This is a genomic window from Methylobacterium carpenticola (assembly GCF_042748905.1).
Classification (GTDB): Bacteria; Pseudomonadota; Alphaproteobacteria; order Rhizobiales; family Beijerinckiaceae; genus Methylobacterium; species Methylobacterium carpenticola.
In genome coordinates, this window is sequence record NZ_JBHZEO010000001.1 from 4,325,356 (window position 1) to 4,346,999 (window position 21,644).

At 71.1% G+C, this 21,644-nt stretch carries 15 protein-coding genes; 3 read left to right on the forward strand and 12 right to left on the reverse strand.

The window, feature by feature from the left end:
• Positions 1-141 precede the first annotated feature (141 nt).
• Entirely contained in the window at positions 142-1,239 is a 1,098-nt protein-coding gene (locus ACE101_RS20245) for an FUSC family protein (RefSeq protein WP_379133268.1), read from the reverse strand.
• 222 nt (positions 1,240-1,461) lie between these two features.
• Between ACE101_RS20245 and ACE101_RS20250 the strand changes: the two genes are divergently transcribed.
• On the forward strand, positions 1,462-2,232 hold the full coding sequence (locus tag ACE101_RS20250) for a transporter substrate-binding domain-containing protein (protein ID WP_379133270.1): 771 nt from the start codon (positions 1,462-1,464) through the stop codon (positions 2,230-2,232).
• A gap of 21 nt (positions 2,233-2,253) precedes the next feature.
• On the opposite strand, the gene ACE101_RS20255 is transcribed toward ACE101_RS20250, so the two are convergent.
• From ACE101_RS20255 to ACE101_RS20290, 8 genes are all read right to left on the reverse strand, one after another.
• Positions 2,254-3,945 (reverse strand): methyl-accepting chemotaxis protein, encoded by a 1,692-nt coding sequence (locus ACE101_RS20255; RefSeq protein ID WP_379133272.1) that lies wholly within the window; start codon positions 3,943-3,945, stop codon positions 2,254-2,256.
• A 435-nt stretch (positions 3,946-4,380) separates the two neighbouring features.
• Entirely contained in the window at positions 4,381-6,363 is a 1,983-nt protein-coding gene (gene tkt, locus ACE101_RS20260; protein ID WP_379133275.1) for a transketolase, read from the reverse strand.
• A 184-nt stretch (positions 6,364-6,547) separates the two neighbouring features.
• Positions 6,548-8,434 (reverse strand): TRAP transporter large permease, encoded by a 1,887-nt coding sequence (locus ACE101_RS20265; protein ID WP_379133278.1) that lies wholly within the window; start codon positions 8,432-8,434, stop codon positions 6,548-6,550.
• 11 nt (positions 8,435-8,445) lie between these two features.
• Complete coding sequence (locus tag ACE101_RS20270) at positions 8,446-9,462, reverse strand: TRAP transporter substrate-binding protein (RefSeq protein ID WP_379133281.1); 1,017 nt, start codon at positions 9,460-9,462, stop codon at positions 8,446-8,448.
• 199 nt (positions 9,463-9,661) lie between these two features.
• Positions 9,662-10,546 carry an NAD(P)-dependent oxidoreductase gene (locus ACE101_RS20275; protein WP_379133284.1) on the reverse strand — a complete coding sequence of 295 codons (885 nt, stop codon included), beginning with the start codon at positions 10,544-10,546 and terminating at the stop codon, positions 9,662-9,664.
• Positions 10,537-11,565, reverse strand: a complete 1,029-nt coding sequence (locus tag ACE101_RS20280) for a transketolase family protein (protein ID WP_379133287.1) — start codon at positions 11,563-11,565, stop codon at positions 10,537-10,539. The genes ACE101_RS20275 and ACE101_RS20280 overlap by 10 nt, the downstream gene beginning before the upstream one ends.
• Positions 11,562-12,422: a transketolase gene (locus tag ACE101_RS20285; protein WP_379133289.1), complete on the reverse strand. Its 861-nt coding sequence runs from the start codon at positions 12,420-12,422 to the stop codon at positions 11,562-11,564. The genes ACE101_RS20280 and ACE101_RS20285 overlap by 4 nt, the downstream gene beginning before the upstream one ends.
• A gap of 14 nt (positions 12,423-12,436) precedes the next feature.
• On the reverse strand, positions 12,437-13,186 hold the full coding sequence (locus ACE101_RS20290) for an SDR family NAD(P)-dependent oxidoreductase (protein WP_379133292.1): 750 nt from the start codon (positions 13,184-13,186) through the stop codon (positions 12,437-12,439).
• Between the two features lie 343 nt (positions 13,187-13,529).
• Here ACE101_RS20290 and ACE101_RS20295 point away from each other — a divergent pair, with 343 nt between their 5' ends.
• Entirely contained in the window at positions 13,530-15,389 is a 1,860-nt protein-coding gene (locus ACE101_RS20295; protein ID WP_379133294.1) for a tetratricopeptide repeat protein, read from the forward strand.
• 83 nt (positions 15,390-15,472) lie between these two features.
• Positions 15,473-16,354, forward strand: a complete 882-nt coding sequence (locus ACE101_RS20300; protein WP_379133297.1) for a 4-(cytidine 5'-diphospho)-2-C-methyl-D-erythritol kinase — start codon at positions 15,473-15,475, stop codon at positions 16,352-16,354.
• 207 nt (positions 16,355-16,561) lie between these two features.
• Here ACE101_RS20300 and ACE101_RS20305 read toward each other — a convergent pair whose 3' ends face one another.
• From ACE101_RS20305 to ACE101_RS20315, 3 genes are all read right to left on the reverse strand, one after another.
• Positions 16,562-17,599 (reverse strand): polyprenyl synthetase family protein, encoded by a 1,038-nt coding sequence (locus ACE101_RS20305; RefSeq protein WP_379133300.1) that lies wholly within the window; start codon positions 17,597-17,599, stop codon positions 16,562-16,564.
• Positions 17,600-17,814: 215 nt separating this feature from the next.
• Positions 17,815-18,453, reverse strand: coding sequence for a TetR/AcrR family transcriptional regulator (locus ACE101_RS20310; RefSeq protein WP_379133302.1), 639 nt, complete (start codon positions 18,451-18,453; stop codon positions 17,815-17,817).
• Between the two features lie 50 nt (positions 18,454-18,503).
• Positions 18,504-21,641: an efflux RND transporter permease subunit gene (locus ACE101_RS20315; RefSeq protein ID WP_379133305.1), complete on the reverse strand. Its 3,138-nt coding sequence runs from the start codon at positions 21,639-21,641 to the stop codon at positions 18,504-18,506.
• Between the last annotated feature and the right edge of the window lie 3 nt (positions 21,642-21,644).

The following is a 21,644-nucleotide window of genomic DNA, read 5'->3' on the forward strand; positions in this document are numbered from 1 at the left end:
CTAGGCGGCCGGCCGCCAGCGGCCAGGGCGGGCCTCCCGCACCGCGACATCACGTCCGACGGGGCTCCCCCTCCCCGACCGAGCCCGGGCAGGTCGAGGAGGTCCCGGTGGCACGGATGTCGAGAAGAGCCGGCCGAGGGATCAGGCGGCGTCCCGCATCACCGCCACCGTTTCCGCCGCCCGCTCGGCGAGATCGTCGAGGTTCCGCCGCATCTGGTCGAGGGAGAAGGCGATCCAGAAGATCTGGCCGACCACGTCGGTGGAGAGGGCGCGGGTGAGCTGCCGGCGGCGCATCTCGTCGATCGCCCCGCGATAGGCCTCGATCGCGGCCGGAAGCGCGGCCTCGTCGCGCGAGGGCGGCTGCCCGGCTTCGAGGCTGTCGGCGATGCCGCGCAAGCGCCGGGCCGCCGCCGCGGAGGCGTCCGCCCACGGCGTTTCGAGCGCTGGCCCGAGATCGGCCTCCCGCGTCGCGCGCCGCAGCACCACGACGTCGTGGCGCAGGCGCATGAGCGTGCGGGCGAGCGGCTCGGCGTCGGGCGCGGCGGCGAGCCGGCTGCGCCGCTCGCGGGCCGCCTCGGCGACCAGGGTTTCGAGCCGGTCGAGGCTGCGCCGGGTCGCGAGCGGCAGGCCCTGCGCGTCGATGGCCGCATCGTCGTGCCGGCCGAGCGCGTCGAGTTGCTGGGCGAGCAGGCGGGCCGTGCGGGCGGCTTGATTGCGCACCACCCGCGAGGCGTGAGCCGGCACGACGAGATGCGAGACCGCGAGGCCGACCGCGCAGCCGAGCCCCACCTCCAGGATGCGGTCGACCGCGAAGGCGATGGGCCCGAGCGTGCTGCCCGTGGTGCTCAGGAGCACGATCACGGCGGTGATCGGCGCGATCCGGAATCCCGCCGAATGGGCCGCCGCCACCGAGAGGGGCGCCACCGCGACGACGAGGGCGAAGGCGCTCGCCACGCCGCTCTGATGCGGGATCGTCAGCGCCACCGCCCCGCCGTAGATGGCGCCGAGCACCGAGCCCAGGAAACGGTCGACGGCGGCCTTGAGGGAGGAGCCGAGGCTGCTCTGGGTGACGATGAGCGCCGTGATCACGGCCCAGAAGGATTGCGGCAGGCCGAGCCCGCCCGCGAGCGCGAAGGTGAGGAGGCTCGCGACCGTCATCCGGCCGGCCTGCATGACCTTGGCGCGATTCCGGGCGAGCCAGGCCCGCGGGCGGGCGGCAAGGGTCGAGATCTTCGTCATCGTCCGCCCTCTCCACGACGGGCCGGCGCCGTTCTGTCAACAGCCGCAGCGCGGCCGTGGACAGGCCCCCCCGGGCCGGCTAAGCAGAACCGCGTAGAGAAATTCTGCTTAGATTCCTGATTTCGCATCATTTTCTCCGCCGAACCGGTGACCATTTCGGCACCGGCCGCTGCGGCCGGCGGAATGATGCTGAGCCAGACGGCGACGCAACGGGGGCGACGGATGAGCAAACGCGGGTGGGCCGGAATCGTGGCGGCCGGATGTCTGGCGATGGCAGGGCCCGCGGCGGCCCGGCCGCTCGCGGCGATCAAGGAGAGCGGCACGCTCCGGGTCGGGCTGACAGGCGATTACGCGCCCTACTCGCTCAAGCGCGAGGACGGCAGCCTGAAGGGGGCGGATGTCGACATGGCGGCGGACCTCGCCCGGACGCTCGGGGTGACGCTCGCCATCGTGCCCACCACCTGGAAGACGCTCAAGGACGACCTCCTGGCCGACCGCTACGACATCGCCATGGGCGGCGTCAGCGTGACGGCGGACCGGGCCGCGGTGGCGGATTTCTCGGTGCCGGTGATGACGGACGGCAAGCGGCCGATCGTGCGCTGCGCCGATGCCGGGACCTTCACCTCCATCGCCGCCATCGACCGGCCGGAGGTGCGCGTGGTGGTCAATCCCGGCGGCACCAACGAGCGCTTCGCCACCGCGCATTTCCCGCACGCCGCCCTGCGGGTGCATCCCGACAACCGCACCATCTTCGAGGAGGTGGCGCAGGGCCGCGCCGATCTCATGGTCACGGACGGCGCGGAGGTGGATTACCAGTCGCGGCGCCACCGCGGCGTGCTCTGCCCGGCGGCGGTGCCCGACACCTTCGATCACGCCGACAAGGGCTACTGGATGACCCGCGACCCCGCTTTCAAGGCGGCGGTGGATGCATGGCTCCAGACCTCCCTGAAGTCGGGCGCCTACGACCGGGCCCTGGAGGCGGCGGCCCAGTAACGGGCCGCCCCAGCCCGACTCTCAGGCGGCGCGAACGGTGGCGAGGAAGTGGGCCACCTCGGCGCCGAGCTGCTCGGATTGCCGCGACAGCTCCGTCGCCGCGCTCAGCACCTGCGCGGCGGCCGCGCCGGTCTCCTCCGCCGCCCCGGCGACGTCCGTGATGGTGGAGGTGACCTCGCTGGTGCCGTCCGAGGCCTGGGCGACGTTGCGGACGATCTCCTGCGTCGCCGCACCCTGCTGGGCGACGGCCGAGGCGATCGCCGCCGCGACGCTGCGGATCTCGCTGATCCGGCCGGTGATCCCGGCGATCGCATCGACCGCCTGCGTTGTGACCCCCTGGATCTGGGCGATCTGCGCGGAGATCTGGTCGGTGGCCTTGGCGGTCTGGGCCGCGAGTTCCTTCACCTCGGCGGCGACCACCGCGAAGCCGCGCCCCGCCTCCCCGGCCCGGGCCGCCTCGATGGTGGCGTTGAGCGCGAGCAGGTTGGTCTGGCCCGCGATGGAGGAGATCAGCCCGACCATGTCGCCGATGCGGGTCGCCGTCTCGCTGAGGAGCTGGACGAGCTGCGTGGTCTGATCGGCCTCCCGCACCGCCGCCTCGGCGAGGTCCGAGGAGCCGCTCACCTGCCGGCCGATCTCCTGCACGGATGCGCCGAGTTCCTCCGCCGCGGCCGCGACCGTGCCGACATTGACCGACGCCTCCTCGGCGGCGGAGGCCACGGAGGCGGAGCGGGCCGCCGTCTGCGCCGCATTGGCGCTCATCGTCTGGGCGGTCGCCTGGAGTTCCGTCGCCGCCGTCGCCACCAGCCCGACCACGCCGCCGACCGACTGCTCGAACTCCTCGGCCATCGCCAGCGTCGTCTCGCGCCGGATCCGCTCGTTCTCCGCCCGGCTGGCCGCGTCCCGCGCCCGCTCCTCCAGCGCCCGCGTCTTCAGCCCCTCCCGCAGGTCGACGACCGCGGAGGCGATCTGGCCGATCTCGTCGCCGCGCCCGACGCCGCTCACCGGCGCCTCGATGTCGCCCTCCGCCAGCCGCTGCAGCGAGCCGGTCAGGCTGCCGAGGGGCTTGGCGACGCCGCGCCCGATCACCACCGCGAAGGCCCCGAACAGCAGCGCGGCGAGAAGGATGTTCCAGCTCAGGGAGCGGATCTCGCGCCAGAGCGCGGTGTCCACGTCGTGAACGTGCAGGCCGGCCCCGACGATCAGGCGCCATTCGGGGATCCCCACCGAATAGGCCACCTTCAGGGTCTCGGCCGTCTCCCCCGGCTTGACCCAGTGGAAGTCCGTGAAGCCCTGGCCGGCCCCGCTGGTCCCGACCTCGACCACGTCGCGGACGATGGCCTTGCCGGACTTGTCCTTCAGATCCAGCATGGACTTGCCCTCCAGCTCGCGCCGGATCGGGTGCATGGCGGCGGTGCCGTCGAAGTCGTAGACGTAGAAGTAGTTGCCGCCGTCGAAGCGGGCCTGCCGCAGGGCTTCGAGGGCCGCGCGGCGCGCCTCCGCGTCGCTGAACTCCCCCGCCCTCGCCCGGGCCGCGAAGCCGTGCATGATCGTCGCGGCGGCCTCCACGCCGTGCTGGATCTCGCTGCGCTTCTGCGCGAGCATCAGATCGCGCATATGCACGAGCGTCAGCGTCATCGACCCTGCGAGCACGGTCAGCGCCGCGAGCGCGAGCACGATGAAGCGATGGGTCACACGAAACCGGTAGGTCATCAAGGGCTCCGAATCACGGCGCTCCGACCTTGCTTTGTTATCGTTAAGATCCCTTCACCATACGGCGCAGCGGCCAATCGGGCCATCTCGGTCGGGCGATGGTGAACAGCAGAAATCAAAAATCTGAACTTCTGCAGTAATAATCGACATCTGCTCCCGGTCGTGATCTTCATAAATGCGATCGATCCTAATTTATTAGATTAAATCGAGAAATTTCGGCATAATTTCAGAAAATGGAAAGCCATAACGGCAGTGATTTCGGATATCTTCTAGGCGAGAGCAGAGGGCCGGCGCGGATGACTGCGCGGGCGGCCGTCCTCCGGGCCCCTCTCATACGGTTTCCGGTTGATTGCTTCGCAATGCGGAAATCGGCTTCGCTCAAGCGCCGCGCGGGCTTGCTGATACCCAATCCGCTTCGATCAAGCGGATTGGGTATCAGAGCCGCGCCCGTGCCTCGCGCACCACCGCCTCGGCGGTGATGCCGAAATGGCGAAACAGCTCGTCGCCGGGGCCCGAAGCGCCGAAGCCCGTCATGCCGACGAAGCCGCCGGCCTCGCCGATCCAGCGGTCCCACCCGAAGCGCAGGGCCGCCTCGACCGCCACCCGGACGCTGCCGGGCGGGATCACCTCCGCCCGGTAGGGCGCGGGCTGCGCCGCGAAGGCCTCCCAGGAGGGCATCGACACGACGGCGGTCGGGATGCCCTCGGCCTGGAGCTGCGCGCGGGCCGCGAGCGCCACCGCCACCTCCGAGCCGGTGCCGATCAGGGTGACCCGCTGGCGCCCGCCCGTCGCCGGGGCGAGCACGTAGGCGCCCCGCGCGCTCAGGTTCTCGCCGCCGGGGCTTTTCCGGAGCGGCGGCAGCGGCTGGCGCGAGCAGATCAGCGAGGTCGGGCCGTGCCGGTTGGCGAGCGCCATCTCCCAGGCCTCGACGGTCTCGACCGCATCCGCCGGGCGCAGCACCAGCATGTTGGGAATGGCGCGCAGCGAGGCCAGGAACTCCACCGGCTGGTGGGTCGGCCCGTTGCGGCCGATGCCGATCGAATCGTGGCTGTAGACCGTGACGACCGGCAGCCCCATCAGCGCCGCCATGCGCAGGGCCGGGCGGAGATAGTCGGAGAAGACGAGGTAGGTGGCGCCGACCGGGATCAGCCCGCGATGGGCGGCCATGCCGTTCATCATCGCCCCCATGGCATGCTCGCGGATGCCGTAATGCAGGTAGCGGCCGGCGCGGTTCTCGGCCGTGAAGGCGGCGAGCGCCTGCTTGTGCTTGGTCGGTCCTTCGAGGTCGGGGGCGCCGCTGAACAGCTCGGGAACGCTCTCGGTCAGGGCCGCCAGGATGTCGGCCGCCACCTCGATGCTCGGGCGCTCCGGCGCGGTCTCGGTCCAGTCCCGCTTGAGGCGCGCGAGCGTGTCCCGCCACGCCTCCGGCAGGCGCCCCTCGGCGCGGCGGTCGAACTCCGCGCGGGTCGCCGCGAGCAGGGCCGCCCGGTTCTCCTGCCATGCCGCATAGGCCGCCCGGTTGCGGGCCTCCGCCCCGTCGCGCCACGCCGCCAGCACGTCGTCCGGTACCGCGAAGGCCGGATGGTCCCACCCGCGCGCGGCGCGGGCCTCCGCGCAGTCGCTGTCGAACACCCGGCCGCCATGGGCGCCGCGCTGGCCTTCGAGCCGCGGCAGGCCGCGCCCGATGATCGTGCGGCAGGCGATCAGGCTCGGGCGCGGATCGGCCTTGGCGAGGAGGAGCGCCGCCGAGACGGCCTCCACGTCGTGCCCGTCGCAATCGATCACCTGCCAGTCTGCGGCCTGGAAGCGGGCGCGCACGTCCTCCGAGATCGAGAGGTCGGTGCTGCCGTCGTCGGTGATGCGGTTGTCGTCCCACAGGAAGGTGAGCTTGCCGAGGCGCAGGTGGCCGGCGAGCGAGATCACCTCGTGGGCGATGCCCTCCTGCAGGCAGCCGTCGCCGACCAGGGCGTAGGTGCGGTGATCGACGAGGCCCGGGCCGAACTCGGCGGCGAGCTTGGCCTCCGCCACCGCCATGCCGACCGCGTTGGCGATGCCCTGCCCGAGGGGCCCGGTCGTCGCCTCGATGCCGTGATGGGGGGCGAATTCCGGATGCCCGTGGCAGGGCGAGCCGAGTTCGCGGAAGGACTTGATGGCCTCGATGGAGATGCCGGCATAGCCCGCAAGGTGCAGCGCCGCGTAGAGCAGCATCGAGCCGTGGCCGTTCGAGAGCACGAAGCGGTCGCGGTTCGGCCATTCCGGATCGGTCGGATTGCAGACGAGGTGCCGCGTGAACAGCGCGGTGGCGATCTCGGCGCAGCCGAGCGGCGCGCCCGGATGCCCGTCGCCGGCGCGGGCGATCGCGTCGAGGGCGAGGAAGCGGATGGCATCGGCCATGCGGCGGGGATCGGCGGCGGCCATGACGGGGTCCTGCGGGCAAGGCGGGGGCGTTCGGAGCCGGGGCTCCGTTCGCCTCTCCGGTGGAGAGGTCGCGACGGGTGGTTCAAGGACCGGGACTTGCGAGAACCGGCAGGCCGACGTGACGGGCGTCGGTGACCGTCCCAGGGCGTCTCCGGAGACCCTGGGACGTCGGTTCGGAGCCGGATCAAGGTTTGGCGAGGAAGCCGATCGAGATCCAGGGCACCAGGATGACGACGACGAGGCCCGCGATCAGCGCCAGCATGTAGCCGACGATCGGGCGGATGCCGGCGTCGGGGTGGATCCGGCTGATGGCGCAGGCCGCGTAGTAGCCGACGCCGAAGGGCGGGGCGAACAGGCCGACGCCCATGGCGAGGATCACCACCATCGCGTAGTGCACCTCGTGCACGCCGACCTGGCGGGCGATCGGGAACAGCAGCGGCCCGAACAGCACGATGGCGGGGATGCCCTCCAGCACCGAGCCCAGCACGATGAAGGCCAGGGCCGACACCGCCAGGAAGCCGAGCGGCCCGCCCGGCAGGCTCTTCATGATCACCGCGAGGCTCTGCGAGAAGCCGGACTGGGTGAGCGCCCAGGCCATGCCGGTGGCCGCCCCGATGATCAGCAGGATCGCCCCCGACAGCGAGGCGGTCGAGACCAGCATCGGGTAGAGCCGCCGCCAGTCGAACTGGCGGTAGATCAGCAGGCCGGCGAGCATCGCGTAGACGATGCCGATGGTCGAGACCTCGGTGGCCGTCGCCACGCCCTCCACCACCGCCGCCCGGATCACGAAGGGCAGCGCCAGGGCCGGGATCGCGATGACGAGGGCGCGGCCGATCTCGGCCCCGGTCGCCCGGCGGACGTGGCTCAGATCCTCGCCGCGGTAGCGCCACCAGACCAGGGCGCAGAGCGTGATGCCGAGGACGAGGCCGGGCAGCAGGCCGCCGGTGAACAAGGCGGTGATCGACACGCCGGTGACCGAGCCGATGGTGATCAGCACCAGCGAGGGCGGGATGGTCTCGGTCTGCGCGCCGGTGGCGGCGAGCAGCGCCACGAGGTCGCCCTCCTTGGCACCCCGCGCCTTCATCTCGGGAAACAGCACCGGGGCCACCGCCGCCATGTCGGCGGCCTTCGAGCCCGAGATGCCCGAGACGAGGTACATGGCGCCGACCAGCACGTAGTGCAGGCCGCCGCGCACGTGGCCGAGCAGGGCAGCGAGGAAGCCGACCATGGCCTTGGCCATGCCGGTCATCTCGATGAGGAGACCGAGGAACACGAAGAGCGGGACTGCGAGCAGGATGAGGTGGCTCATGCCCTCGTCCATCCGCCCCACCACCACCATGGACGGCGCCCGCGTGGTGAAGGTGAGATAGGCGAAGGTGGCGAGGCCGAACGCGAAGGCGATCGGCACGCCCGAGAAGACCAGCGCGCCGACCACGAGCACGAAGAAGATCAGGAGGTTCCAGTTGCCGAGCGTGCGCAGGGTCGGCTCGAGGTAGAACAGGGCGGCGATCACCGCGCCGGCCAGGACCAGGGCGCCGAGGGAGGCCTTCCAATCGGCGCTCTCGACGAGGCGCAGCGCCGCGATGGCGAGCATCAGCACGAAGCCCACCGGCAGCGCGGCGGCCCGCCACGCATTGGTGATCTCGAGAGCCGGCGTCTGGACGAACAGCTCCTCGCTGGCGAACTCGTAGGCGGGTTCGAGGAGGAGCCCGATGAAGACGAGGCCCGCCGCCAGCGACACCGCGTCCAGGAAGGCGCGCATCTTCGGGGAGGCGAGGCTGACGACGGCGGTCATGCGCATGTGCTCGGCGCGCCGGTAGGCGACCACGGCGCCGAGCATGGCGAGCCAGAGGAACAGGATCGAGGCGAGTTCGTCCGCCCACACGATCGGTTGGTGGAAGACGTAGCGGCTCACCACGCCGGACAGCAGCACGACGATCTCCGCCACCACGAGAAGGGCGGCGGGGATCTCGATCAGGACGCCGAGCGCGTCGTCGAGCCACTTGAGCCTGGCCCGGTAGCTGCCGGCCGCAGCGACGGCCGGCGGATCATCCGCGAGTTCGAGATGCATTCGGTCCTCCCTCAGGCCAGTTTTCCGGACACGGCTTCCAGGTGGCCCCAGGCCGCGTCTCCGAACTTGGCGCGCCAGTCCTTGTAGAAGGTCGTGCGGGAGAGCGCATCGCGGAAAGGCTCGCGATTCACCTCGATGAAGGTGATGCCCTTCTGGGTGAGTTCCTGGCGCAGGGAGGCGTTCAGGCGGACGATGTCGGCGCGCTGGTCGTCGGCCGATCGGTCGAGCTCGCGGGTGACGAGGGCGCGCAGGTCCTCCGGCAGGCGCTGGAAGGCGCGCTTGTTGCCGAGGATCCAGTAGCCGTCCCAGACGTGGCCGGTGAGGCTGCAGGACTTCTGCACCTCGTAGAGGCGCGTGGTCGCCGTGATGGCGAGCGGGTTCTCCTGGCCCTCGAAGATCTTGGTCTGCAGGGCGGAGTAGAGTTCGTTGAAGTTGAGCGGGGCGGCCCCCGCGTCGAGGGACTTGAACAGCGAGGTCAGCATCGGGGCCGGGGGCACCCGGATCTTGAAGCCCTTGAGATCGTCGGGGGTGCGGATCTCGCGGGTGGACGAGGTGATGTGGCGGAAGCCGTTGTCCCACACCTTCGAGACGGACTGGATCGGCGTCTTGGCGATCTGCTCGCGCACGTAATTGCCGAGGCCGCCATCCATCGCCTGCCAGACCGCGTCGTAATCCTTGAAGGCGAAGCCGGTGTTGGGGAGGCTCGCGGCGGCCACGAAGGTCGCGAGGATCGAGGTCGAGAGGTTGAAGAACTCGACGCTGCCGTTGCGCACCTGCGAGAGCAGGTCGGTGTCGGAGCCGAGCTGGTTGGCCGGGAAGAGCTTGATGTCGAGGCGCCCGCCCGAGGCCTCGCGGATGCGGTTGAGGGCTTCCTGGGCGCGGATGTTGATCGGGTGGGTCGGGTCCTGGCCGGTGGCGAGCTTGTACTCGAACTCGGCCGCGTGGGCCGGGCGGCGCAGGATGGTGACGAGGGGCAGGCTGGCCGCGCCGGCGAGGAGCGTGCGGCGGCTGAGGGTCGATGTCGACATGGGCGTTCTCCCTGAATTTGGTCGTTCGAGGTCGGTTGGCCGTGTTGTTCTTGCTTGGGCGGATCCCGCTCATCGCGTCGGGGCGGAGCGCGGGATCCCCTCTCCCGGGTGGGAGAGGGGGATCGCGCCTTCCTTCAAGCTGCTGGCTCGGACGTCGATGTTTGAAGCCTCGCACGCCCGGAGGAGCGAGGCTCGCGCCTCACCCCTGTCCGTTGAGCTTCCGGTAGGAGCGGATGACCTGGCTGTCGTCCAGGAGCCCCTCGCCGCGCCCGGAGGTGGCGAGGAAGAGCTGATGGGCGAGGCTCGCCAGCGGCAGGGCCGCCTTCTGGTCGCGCCCGGCCTCCAGCACGATGCCGAGATCCTTCACGAAGATGTCCACCGCGCTGGTGACGCGCGGCGTCTCCTCGAGCATGCGGGGCCCGCGGTCGCGCAGCATCCAGCTCGCCGCCGAGGAGCCCGACAGGATCTCCAGCACCACGCCGAGGTCGACGCCGACCTGCTCGGCGAGCGACAGCGCCTCGGCGGTGGCCACGATGTGCACGCCGCAGAGGAGCTGGTTGACCGCCTTCACGGTGGCCCCCTGCCCCGGCTTCGTGCCGACGTGGAAGATCCGCGTCCCCAGCGCGTCGAGGATCGGCCGCACCCGCGCGAAGGTCTCCTCGGAGGTCGCCGCCATCACGGTCAGCGTTCCGCCCTCCGCCCCGACGACCCCGCCCGAGACGGGCGCGTCGACGAAGCGGCGGCCCGCCGCCTCGACCCGCTCGGCGATCCGCACCACCGCCTCGGGCGGGCAGGTCGCCATCAGGATCACGGCGGCTTCGGGCGCGAGCGCCGCGAGGGCGCCCTCCCCGAACAGCACCGCCTCGGCCTGGGCGGCGTTCACCACCATCAGCAGGAGGGCGTCCGCGCCGGCGGCCGCCTCCGTCGGGGAGCCCGCCTCCGTGCCGCCGGCCCGGGCGAGGGCAGCCCGGCTCTCGGCCCGCACGTCGTAACCGCGGACCGAAAAACCCTTGGCGGCGAGGTTCGACGCCATGGGCAGGCCCATGGAGCCGAGACCGACGAAGGCGATCGCGCCTAGAGCCATTCGCGGATGCTCCGCACCACCGCCTGGGTCGAGAGACCGTAGCGGTCGTGGAGGGTCGGCAGCGCGCCGGCATCCAGGAACTCGTCCGGCAGGCCGATCTGGCGGAAGCCCTTCTCGGGCAGGATGCGGTTGCGCATCAGCAATCCCGCCACCGCCTCTCCGAGGCCGCCGATCACCGTGTGGTTCTCGGCCACCACCACGAGCCGGCCGCCGCGTCCCGCCTCGCGCAGGATCGTCTCCTCGTCGAGGGGCTTGATGGTCGGCACGTGCAGCACGGCGACGTCGACGCGGTCGTCCGCCAGGGCCTCGGCGGCTTCGAGCGCCCGCATGGTCATCAGGCCCGAGGACACGATGAGCACGTCGCGCCCGTCGCGGATCGTCTTCGCCTTGCCGAGCTCGAAGCGGTAGCCGTACTCGTCGAGGAGAAGGGGCACGTTGCCGCGCAGGAGCCGCAGGTAGACCGGGCCCTGATGCGCCGCCATGGCGGGCACCACCTGCTCGATCTCGTGCGCGTCGCACGGATCGATGATGGTCAGGTTCGGCAGGCCGCGGAAGATCGCCAGATCCTCCGTCGCCTGGTGGCTCGGCCCGTAGCCGGTCGTCAGCCCCGGCAGCGCGCAGGCGATCTTGACGTTCAGGTTCTCCTCGGCGATCGCGAGGCAGATGAAGTCGTAGGCGCGCCGCGCGGCGAAGACCGCGTAGGTGGTGGCGAAGGGCATGAAGCCCTCGCGGGCGAGGCCAGCCGCCGCGCTGAACAGCAGCTGCTCGGCCATGCCCATCTGGTAGAAGCGGTCCGGATGGGCCTGCGCGAAGATGTGCAGGTCGGTGTACTTGCTCAGATCCGCGCTCAGGCCGACGATGTCGGGCCGCTCATGGGCGAGCTGCGCCAGGGCGTGGCCGAAGGGCGCCGCCTTGGTGCGCTGGCCCGGAGCGGCGAGCGAGGCGATCATCGCCGAGGTGGTGAGCCGCGGCCCCCCGTTCAGCAGGTGGGTTGGTCTGTCGTACTTCGAGCGCCTCATTCCGGCCTCCCCTCGGCCAGGACGGCCAGTGCCTGTTTCCATTCCGCGGCCTCGACGCGCAGGAAGTGGTTGCGCTCGCGGGCCTCCAGGAACGGCACGCCCTTGGCCATGGTGGTGTCGCAGATGATGATCCGGGGCCTGGGCTCCGGATGCGCCTTGGCGGCGTCGAAGGCCCGCACCACCGCCTCGAGGTCGTTCCCGTCGACCCGCTGCACGAACCAGCCGAAGGCCTCGAATTTCGGCGCCAGCGGCTCGAAGTTCAGGACGCCCCGCGACGGTCCGTCCGCCTGCATGCCGTTCACGTCCACGATGCCGATCAGGTTGTCGAGCTTGAACGAGCCGGCCGACATCGCGGCCTCCCAGGTCGAGCCCTCGTCGAGTTCGCCGTCCGAGAACAGGTTGTAGACGAAGTTCTTCGAGCCCTTGCGCTTCAGGCCCAGCGCGAAGCCGACCGCGATGCCGAGACCGTGGCCGAGCGAGCCGCCGGTGATCTCCATGCCGGGCGTGTAGGCGGCCATGCCGGACATCGGCAGGCGGCTGTCGTCGCAGCCATAGGTCTCGAGTTCGTCCTCCGGCAGGATCCCGGCCTCGATCAGCGCCGCGTAGAGCGCGATGGCGTAGTGGCCGATCGAGAGCAGGAACCGGTCGCGGCCCTCCCATTCGGGATCCTCGGGCCGGTAGGTCATGGCGTGGAAATAGGCGACCGCGAGCACGTCCGCGATCCCGAGCGCCTGGGCGATGTAGCCCTGGCCCTGGACCTCGCCCATCCGCACGGCGTTGCGGCGGATGCGGAAGGCCCGCTCGGCGAGCGACACGTTCGAGCGCTCGTGGGGTTGGATGGCCTCAGCCGGCGACATGGTCTTCCTCCCTCTCAGTGGATCAGCATGCCGCCGTTGACGTCGATCACGGCGCCGGTGGTGTAGGCGGAGAGGTCGGAGGCCAGGAACAGGCAGGCCTTGGCGACGTCGTCGGCGACGCCGAGCCGGGCCAGCGGGATGCCCTTGATGATCTCGGCCTTCAGCGCGTCGGTGAGCTTGCCGCCGGTGATGTCGGTCTGGATCAGGCCGGGCGTCACCGCGTTGGCGCGGATGCCGTCGGGGCCGAGTTCGCGGGCCATCGCCTTGCAGAGGCCGAGCACGCCGCCCTTGGCGGCGCTGTAATGCGGGCCGCCGAAGATGCCGCCACCGCGCTGCGCCGAGACCGACGACATGCAGATGATGGAGCCGGATTTCTGCGCCCGCATCTGCGGGATCACCGCCTGGCTCATGTAGAGCGTGCCGCGCAGGTTCACGTCGGTGACCGCGTCGTAGTTCTCCGGCGCGATGTCCATGATCTTGAGCGGCTGGGTGATGCCGGCGTTGTTCACGAGGACGTCGATGCGGCCGAAGCGCGCCAGCGTCTCGTCGGCGGCGGCCTGGCAGGCCGCCCGGTCGGTGACGTTGCAGGCGAGCCCGAGATGGCCGCTGCCGATCTCGCGCGCCGCGGCCTCGGCCTGGCCCGCATCGAGGTCGAGGATGACGATCCGGCCGCCCTGCTCGGCGAACAGGCGGGCGGTGGCGCGGCCGATGCCGCGCAGCGAAGCGGCGCCCGTGATCAGGCAGACCTTGTCGGACAGAAGCATGGATTCCTCCCTCGTGCGGCCGGTTCGGCGACCGGCCGGCGCATCGATTGCGACCGACGAGGGGGAGCGGCGCGTCGCCGCGCTGCCAGGCAGGATCTCGCATCCTGCCGGGGCCCCGGGATCCGGGCGTTTCCTCTCGCTGTCGTTGAGTGGACCCTGCCAGGGGGAGACGCCGCGGACAAACGCGGAATTTGCAACGTCAGATGAATCCGATTCATCTGTTCGGCGGGCCGTGCCTCCCGCTCGCCCCGGTTTGGTCTTGCCGCTGCCCCGTCCAGAGTCCAATGTCGCGCCCGATTGCGCGCCGCGGTCGCGGCCGGCGCGCCGATGGAGCCGTCGCTTGGTGCCCACCACCCGTACTCTCTCGTCCCGCCTGCGCGGCGGCGCCGCCCTGTTGGCGCTGCTGCTGGCGGCCCCTTCTCCCGTCCTCGCCGCCCGGCTGACGCCCCGCGACGCGATCTCGCCGTCCGCCTACGAGCCGGCCGATTCCCTCGAGGGCAACTTCCTGGCGGCCTACATCGCCGGCGCCTCCCGCGACACGGCCGCCGCCGCCTCCTATTACCGGGAGGCGGTGAAGGGCGACCCGCGCAATGCCGAGCTCCTGGAGCGCTCCTTCGTGGCGCTGCTGGCGGACGGCTCGCTCCAGGAAGCCTTCCGCGCCGCCGAGAAGCTGACCGCGCGCGACTCCTCGAACGGCCTCGCCCAGCTCGCCCTCGGGGTGCAGAAGCTGAAGGCCAAGCAGTGGAGCAGCGCACGCCAGAACCTGCAGCGCGGCGGGCGCGGGGCGGCCGCCGACCTCACCTCGACCCTGCTCACCGCGTGGTCCTACGCGGGCGAGGGCCAGGGCAAGCGCGCCTTCGAGACCGTCAACCGGCTCAAGGGCGAGCGCTACTACAACGTCTTCCGCGACTACCACGCCGGCCTGATCGCGATCGTGGTGGGCGACAAGGTGGAGGCGGAGCGGCGCCTCAAGGCCGCCTACGACGCCGACCGCAACACGCTGCGCATCGTCGACGCCTATGCCCGCTTCGAGGCGGATTCCGGCCGGCCCGACCTCGCGGTCGCCGCCTATCAGGCCTTCGACGCGGTGCTGCCGCGCCACCCGATCGTGCGCGACGCCCTGGAGAAGCTGAAGGCCGGCAAGACCCTCGGCCCGCTGATCACCAGCGCGCAGGAGGGCGCCGCCGAGGTGCTGTACGGCCTCGGCTCCGCCGGCACCTCGCAGGGCGACGAATTGCCCGCCGTGGTCTACCTGCGGCTCGCCCTCAACCTCGCCCCCGAGCATCCGCTGGCGCTGCTCACGCTCGCCGACACGCTCGAGCGGATGAAGATGCCCGACCGCGCCAACGAGACCTTCGCGCGGATGCCGGCGGGGTCGCCCCTCAAGCTCAACGCCGACATTCAGATCGGGCTCAACCTGGAGCAGATGGGCAAGGGCGAGGAGGCCCTGGCCCATCTCGATCAGGTCGCCAAGACCTACCCGAACGACGTCGACGTGATCTCGGCGCTCGGCAGCGTGCAGCGCTCGCGCAAGAAATACGCGGAGGCCGCCGAGACCTACGGCAAGGCGATCGCGCTGATCGGCGCCGAGCCGGCGCAGAACTACTGGACGCTGTTCTACTACCGCGGCACCGCCTTCGAGCGGGCCAAGGACTGGCCGAAGGCCGAGGCCGACCTGAAGAAGGCCCTGGAGCTGGTGCCCCAGAACCAGCCGAACGGGCGGGCGCAGGTGCTCAACTACCTCGCCTATTCCTGGGTCGACCAGAACATGAACATCGACGAGGCCTTCCGCATGCTCAAGCAGGCGGTCGACCTCCAGCCGCGCGACGGCATGATCATCGACAGCCTCGGCTGGGCCTATTTCCGGCTCGGCCGCTACGACGACGCGGTGCGCGAGCTGGAGAAGGCCGTCGACCTGAAGCCGGGCGACCCGACCATCAACGACCACCTGGGCGATGCCTACTGGCGCAGCGGCCGGCGGCTCGAGGCGAAGTTCCAGTGGCAGCACGCCAAGGACCTCAACCCCGAGCCCGAGGATCTGGCCAAGATCGACCAGAAGCTGAAGGACGGCCTGCCCGAGCCGGACAAGCCCGCCGCCACGGCGGAGAGCCATCCGACCCCGGATCAGCCCGCCATGCCCAAGGGCGCGCCCGTCCCGAGCGACCCGCCCGCCATGGGGAGCGAGCCGAAGGGCGGCGGCTAGCTCCGGGACCGGATTGCCGGACGGAGGAACCCCTCTCCCGCCTGGGAGAGGGGGTTTTTGCATGGTGCCTGACGAGTCCTGACGTGTTGCCCCTGACCACCCGCGCGCCCGCGAAGATCAACCTGACCCTGCACGTGCTCGGCCGCCGGCCGGAGGACGGCTACCACGCCCTCGAGAGCCTCGTGGTCTTCGCCGGCGTCGGGGACACGCTCACCCTCGAACCGGGCCCCGGGCTCGCCCTCGCCGTCTCGGGTCCGACCGCGGGCCCGGCCGGCCCGACCGCCGACAATCTCGTGCTGCGGGCGGCGAACCGGCTCGCGGCGCTGGTGCCCAATCTCGCGGTGGGCCGCTTCGCGCTGGTGAAGCGCCTGCCGGTGGCGGCGGGCATCGGCGGGGGCTCGTCCGACGCGGCGGCGGCGTTGCGCCTCCTCGCGCGCCTCAACGACCTGCCGCTCGACCATCCGGCCCTGGCGGACGCCGCCCGCGCCACCGGGTCGGACGTGCCGGTCTGCCTCGATCCGCGGGCCCGGATGATGCGCGGGGCGGGCGAGGCGATCGGCCCTGCCCTCGCCCTTCCGAGCCTTCCCGCGGTGCTGATCAATCCCGGGGTTCCGGTCGAGACGGCGCCGGTCTTCCGGGCCCTCGGGCTCAAGGTCGGCGAGGCGAACCCGGCGGCGCGGGTGCCCCATCTGGAGATCCCGGCCGATCTCGGCGCGAGCGATCTGGTCGAGCGGATCGGGCCCGCGCGCAACGACCTCGAAGCCCCGGCGCTGACGGTCGCCCCCGTGATCGGCGACACGCTCGGCGCGCTGCGCGACCAGCCCGGCTGCCGGCTCGCCCGCATGTCGGGCTCCGGCGCCACCGTGTTCGGCCTGTTCTCCCACCGCACGCGCGCCGCCCAGGCCGCCCGCGCCATCGCGGCCCGGCATCCCGGCTGGTGGGTGCGCGCCACGATGCTGCGCTGATCCCCGCATTCGCGCTCGTTCAGGCATGGGACGGCCCACGGCGCTCGGCCGCCAAGAGGCGGGGCGCGATCCCGAGCAGGGGCGGCATTGAGCCGGCCACCCGTCCAGCCCTCATGCGTCGAGAACCCGCCGCCCGCCGGACCCAAGGCAGCGGGAACCGAGGCGGCAGGCGAGACCATCGCATGCCGCCTCAGGTCGGAAGCCGGCTCAATGCGCCCGGGCGATGCAGAAATCGACCGCCTGGAGCAGGGCTCGCTTCATCGGCGCATCGGGAAAGATCGCCAGCGCATCGCGGGCGATGGCGCCGTAGTGGCGGGCGCGCTCGATCGTGTCCTCGAGCGCCCGGTGGCGCCGCATGATCCCGATCGCCGCGTCGAGGTCGCGGCCCTCGTCGATCTCGCCCTGCTCCAGAGTGCGGCGCCAGAAGGCCCGCTCCTCGGCCGTCCCGCGGCGGAACGAGAGCACGATCGGCAGGGTGATCTTGCCCTCGCGGAAATCGTCGCCGACGTTCTTGCCGAGCGCCGCGCTGGTGCCGCCGTAATCGAGGGCGTCGTCAACGAGCTGGAAGGCGATGCCGAGATTCATGCCGTAGCTGCGGCAGGCGGCGGCCTCCGATTTCGAGCGCTCGGCGAGGACCGGGCCGACCTCGCAGGCGGCCGCGAACAGCTCGGCGGTCTTGGCGCGGATCACCGCGAGGTACTCGTCCTCGGTGGTTTCGGTGTTCTTGGCCGCGCCGAGCTGCATCACCTCGCCCTCGGCGATCACCGCCGCGGCGGAGGAGAGGATGTCGAGGGCGCGCAGGCTGCCCACCTCGACCATCATCTTGAAGGCTTGGCCGAGCAGGAAGTCGCCGACGAGCACGCTCGCCTGGTTGCCCCACTTGATGCGGGCGGCGACCCGGCCGCGGCGCATGTCGCTCTCGTCCACCACGTCGTCGTGAAGAAGCGTCGCCGTGTGCATGAACTCGACGCTGGCGGCGAGCTTCACGTCGCCGTCGCGGCCGCCCTCGGCCGAGCGGTAGCCGCAGAGCTGGGCCGTCGCCAGCGTCAGGATCGGCCGCAGCCGCTTGCCGCCGGACGCGATCAGGTGATTGGCGACCTCCGGGATCATCGTCACGTCGGAGCCGGTGCGCGACAGGATCGTCGCATTCACCCGCTCCATGCCGCCTGCGACCAGCGCGACGAGGTCGTTGAGGCTCGCCTCCGGATCGGAGGATTTCTCTTCGAAGGGGAGGACGACGCCCACGCGCGGACAATCTCCGAGGTTCGAGGGAGGCCGCCCGGAATGCCCGGACGACCGCTCTGGATCTCCGTCGAGCGCGAATTCCAGGATCGGAACCGCGCCCCGTGCGCCGCCGGGCCGTCTCGCGAAGGGCGTCACGCCCCCGCGGTGCACCAGCCCCTTTGCACGCGATCAGCCTCGGCGGCAACACGCAGCTTGCCGCAAGGCACAGGCGGAACTCACCGCGCCCGCAGGCCCGCGAGCACGAAAGCGATCATCTCGTCGAGGGTCGGACCGGCTTCGTCGGCGCATTGCGCGATCAGCGCCGGGTGGCAGAACCGCACGAAGGCCGCGTGGACGCAGCGCGCCGCCGCCATCGGATCGGCGACGTCGAACTCGCCCGCCTCCGCCCCCTCCGCCACGAGGCGGCAGAGCATCCTGTCCACCGCGCCGATGTGGCAGTGCACCACGTCCCAGCTCTCCGCCATCGCCACCTCGACCATCTCGTGCATGCGGCGGTTGGCGGTGAATTGCTGGGCGCTGCGGCTGTGAAGCGTGACGAGGAACTCGCGCAGGCGTTGCGGCGCCGGCACGCCGGGCCGCGTCGCGATCGCCCGGAGCTCCGCCTCGATGCCGGCGAGGAGCCGCGCGGCCACGGCCTCGTTGAGCGCCTTCTTGGAGGGAAAGAACCGGTAGACGTTGCCGGGGCTCATACGCAGATCCGCCGCGATGTCGGCCACCGTGGTCTTGCGGTAGCCGAGGTCGCGGAAGAGCCGCTCCGCGATCGCGAGGATCCGGCACCGCAGGTCGCGCGATCCCGGATTGTCCGGCTCCCGCCCCGGATGCTCCGGTTCCCGGATCAGATTCTCTGTCGTCATGAGGGGTTACGCTCCGGGGCCGAAACGCGGCCCGGTTCCTCTGGGTCCTGTCATTCGGCGGCGATGGCCATCGGGATGACAGTCTGCCGCACTTCCCCCGGTTGTCCACCCTCGTCGAGGCGGCGGCGGTACCACAGGGCGTAGAGGGCGGGGAAGAAGAACAGCGTCAGGAAGGTCGCGACGAACAGCCCGCCCATGATGGTGACCGCCATCGGCCCCCAGAAGGCGCTGTGCGAGAGCGGGATCATCGCCAGGATGGCGGCGAGCGCGGTCAGCACCACCGGCCGCGCCCGGCGCACCGTGGCCTCGACGATCGCCTCGCCCCGGCGGTGGCGGCCGGCGGCCACGTCCGCCTCGATCTGGTCGACCAGGATGACCGCGTTGCGCATGATCATCCCGGCGAGCGCGATCAGGCCCAGCAGGGCGACGAAGCCGAACGGCTTCCCCGCGAGGTTGAGGCCGAGCGAGGCGCCGATGAGCCCGAGCGGCGCGGTGAGGAAGACGAGGATCAGGCGCGAGAAGCTCTGCAGCTGGATCATCAGCAGCGTCAGCATCGCCAGGATCATGACGGGGAAGAGGATGAACAGCGAGGCGTTGGCCTTGGCGGATTCCTCGACCGCGCCGCCGATCTCCAGCCGGTAGCCGGGCTGGAGCGAATCGCGGATCGGCTTGAGGGTCGGCCAGATCGCGTTCGTCACGTCCGGGGGCTGCACGCCGTCGACGACGTCGGTGCGCACGGTGATCGCCATGTCGCGGTTGCGCCGCCACAGGATCGGTTCCTCGTGGCCGTGATCGAGCCGGGCCACCTGCGCCACCGGCACCGCCACCCCGTTGCGGGAGAGCACGGTGAGGTCGCCGATGCGGCCGAGGTCGAGCCGCTCCGCGGCCACCGCTCGGGCGACGACGCCGACCTGCTCGATCCCGTCGCGCACCGTGGTGACGGTGAGGCCCGAGAGCAGGGTCTGGAGCGTCTGCGACACGTCCTGCACGTTGAGCCCGAGCGCACGGGCGCGCTCCTGGTCCACGACGAGGCGCAGCGACGGCGTCATCTCGTTCCAGTCGAGCTGCGGCTCCTTCACCTTGTCGTTGCGGCGCACCGCGTCGCGGACCCGGTAGGCGATCTCGCGCACGGTCATCGGATCGGGGCCGATCACGCGGAACTGCACCGGGAAGCCGACCGGCGGGCCGAAATTGAAGCGGTCGACCCGCACCCGCGCCTCGGCGAGCGCACCCGCTTCCACCGCCTTCTCGATCCGCGCCTTGATCCGCTCGCGGGCCTCGACGCCGCGGGCGACGATGACGATCTCCGCATAGGCCTCGTTCGGCAGTTCCGGGTTGAGGCCGAGCCAGAAGCGCGGGCTGCCCTGGCCGAGATAGGCCGTGTAGGTCGCGATGTCGGGATCGTCCCGGCCGAGGAGCCGCTCGGCCGCCTGCACCACGCCCGCCGTGGCGCCGATGGCGCTGCCCTGCGGCAGGCGCAATTGCAGGAAGAGTTCGGGACGCTCGGAGAGTGGGAAGAATTGCTGCTGGACGCGGCCGAACCCGACCACGGAGGCCGCGAAGATGCCGATCGTCGCCGTCACCGTCGCCACGCGCCGGCGCGTGCAGGCCCGGATCATCCGGCGCAGGACCCGGTACAGCCGCGTCTCGTAGAGGGCATCCGGGTCGCCGTGCGAGCCGTGTTTGGCAAGGTCCTTGGCAAGGTCCTTGGGCAACAGCAGCACGCCGAGATAGGGCGTGAACAGCACGGCCACGAACCACGAGGCGACGAGCGCGATCGCCACCACCCAGAAGATGCCCCCCGCATACTCGCCCACCGACGAGTTCGCGAAGCCCACCGGCAGGAAGCCCGCCACCGTGACGAGGGTGCCGGTGAGCATCGGGAAGGCGGTCGAGTCCCAGGCGAAGGCCGCCGCGCGCAGGCGGTCCCAGCCCTGCTCCATCTTCACCACCATCATCTCGACCGCGATGATGGCGTCGTCCACGAGGAGCCCGAGGGCGATGATGAGCGCGCCGAGGGTGATGCGGTGGAGATCGATGCCGAGCGCCTGCATCACCACGAAGGTGAGCGCCAGGACGAGCGGCACCGAGAGCGCCACCACGATGCCGGTGCGCCAGCCGAGCGAGAGGAAGCTCACGGCGAGCACGATGACGAGCGCCTCCACGAAGGAGCGCTCGAACTCACCCATCGCCTCCTCCACCACCTTGGGCTGGTCGGCGACCATGGTGAGGTCGATGCCCTGCGGCACCGCCGCCATGAACTCGCGGGAGGCCGCCTCGACGCCCTCGCCGAAGGCCATGATGTTGGCGCCGCGCGCCATCACCACGCCGATGCCCAGCGCCGGCCGCCCCATCTGGCGCACGAGGCTGTCCGGCGGGTCGACGAAGCCGCGCGTCACCGTGGCGACGTCGCCGAGGCGGAAGGTGCGCCCGCCCGCCTCGACCGGAGTCTCCGCCACCGCCCGAACGCCGTCGAGGGCGCCCGTCACCCGCAGCGGGATGCGCTGGGCCGCGGTCTCGACCGTGCCGGCCGGCACCACCGCATTCTGCCGGCCGAGGGACTCGAACAGGGTCTGGGGCGTGATGCCGAGCGTCGCGAGCTTGGCGTGGCTGAACTCGACGAAGATGCGCTCCTCCTGCACCCCGTAGAGGTTCACCTTCACGACGCCGTCGACCTTGAGGAGGCGCTGGCGCAGCCCCTCCGCCACCTTCTTGAGCTGCGCGTAGTCGGCCCCCTCCCCGGTCAGCATGGAAAGGACCGAGTCGACGTCGCCGTACTCGTCGTTGACGTTCGGGCCGATGAGGCCGGCGGGCAGCTCGCCGCGCACGTCGTCGAGCTTCTTGCGGATCTGGTAGAACAGGGCCGGCACCTGACCCGCCGGGGTGTTGTCCCGGAAGACGACCTGCATCGCCGCGAAGGACGGCTTCGCGAAGGTGGTGACCTTGTCGAAGAAGGGCAGCGTCTGCAGCTTCTTCTCGATGCGGTCGGCGACCTGATCCTGCATCTCGCGGGCGGTGGCGCCGGGCCACAGCACCGTCACGACCGCCACCTTGATGGTGAAGTTCGGATCTTCCGCCCGCCCGAGGCGCAGGAAGGCGAAGCTGCCGCTCGCTGCGACGGCGAGGATCAGGAACAGCACCAGGGCGCGGTGCTCGACCGCCCATTCGGAGAGGTTGAGGCGCTTCACGGA

What these genes read in the sequence shown, in the direction of transcription:
- ACE101_RS20245 (WP_379133268.1), bottom strand. Translation starts at nt 1,239, where the DNA reads ATGACGAAGATCTCGACCCTTGCCGCCCGCCCGCGGGCCTGGCTCGCC.
- ACE101_RS20250 (WP_379133270.1), top strand. Translation starts at nt 1,462, where the DNA reads ATGAGCAAACGCGGGTGGGCCGGAATCGTGGCGGCCGGATGTCTGGCG.
- ACE101_RS20255 (WP_379133272.1), bottom strand. Translation starts at nt 3,945, where the DNA reads ATGACCTACCGGTTTCGTGTGACCCATCGCTTCATCGTGCTCGCGCTC.
- tkt (WP_379133275.1), bottom strand. Translation starts at nt 6,363, where the DNA reads ATGGCCGCCGCCGATCCCCGCCGCATGGCCGATGCCATCCGCTTCCTC.
- ACE101_RS20265 (WP_379133278.1), bottom strand. Translation starts at nt 8,434, where the DNA reads ATGCATCTCGAACTCGCGGATGATCCGCCGGCCGTCGCTGCGGCCGGC.
- ACE101_RS20270 (WP_379133281.1), bottom strand. Translation starts at nt 9,462, where the DNA reads ATGTCGACATCGACCCTCAGCCGCCGCACGCTCCTCGCCGGCGCGGCC.
- ACE101_RS20275 (WP_379133284.1), bottom strand. Translation starts at nt 10,546, where the DNA reads ATGGCTCTAGGCGCGATCGCCTTCGTCGGTCTCGGCTCCATGGGCCTG.
- ACE101_RS20280 (WP_379133287.1), bottom strand. Translation starts at nt 11,565, where the DNA reads ATGAGGCGCTCGAAGTACGACAGACCAACCCACCTGCTGAACGGGGGG.
- ACE101_RS20285 (WP_379133289.1), bottom strand. Translation starts at nt 12,422, where the DNA reads ATGTCGCCGGCTGAGGCCATCCAACCCCACGAGCGCTCGAACGTGTCG.
- ACE101_RS20290 (WP_379133292.1), bottom strand. Translation starts at nt 13,186, where the DNA reads ATGCTTCTGTCCGACAAGGTCTGCCTGATCACGGGCGCCGCTTCGCTG.
- ACE101_RS20310 (WP_379133302.1), bottom strand. Translation starts at nt 18,453, where the DNA reads ATGACGACAGAGAATCTGATCCGGGAACCGGAGCATCCGGGGCGGGAG.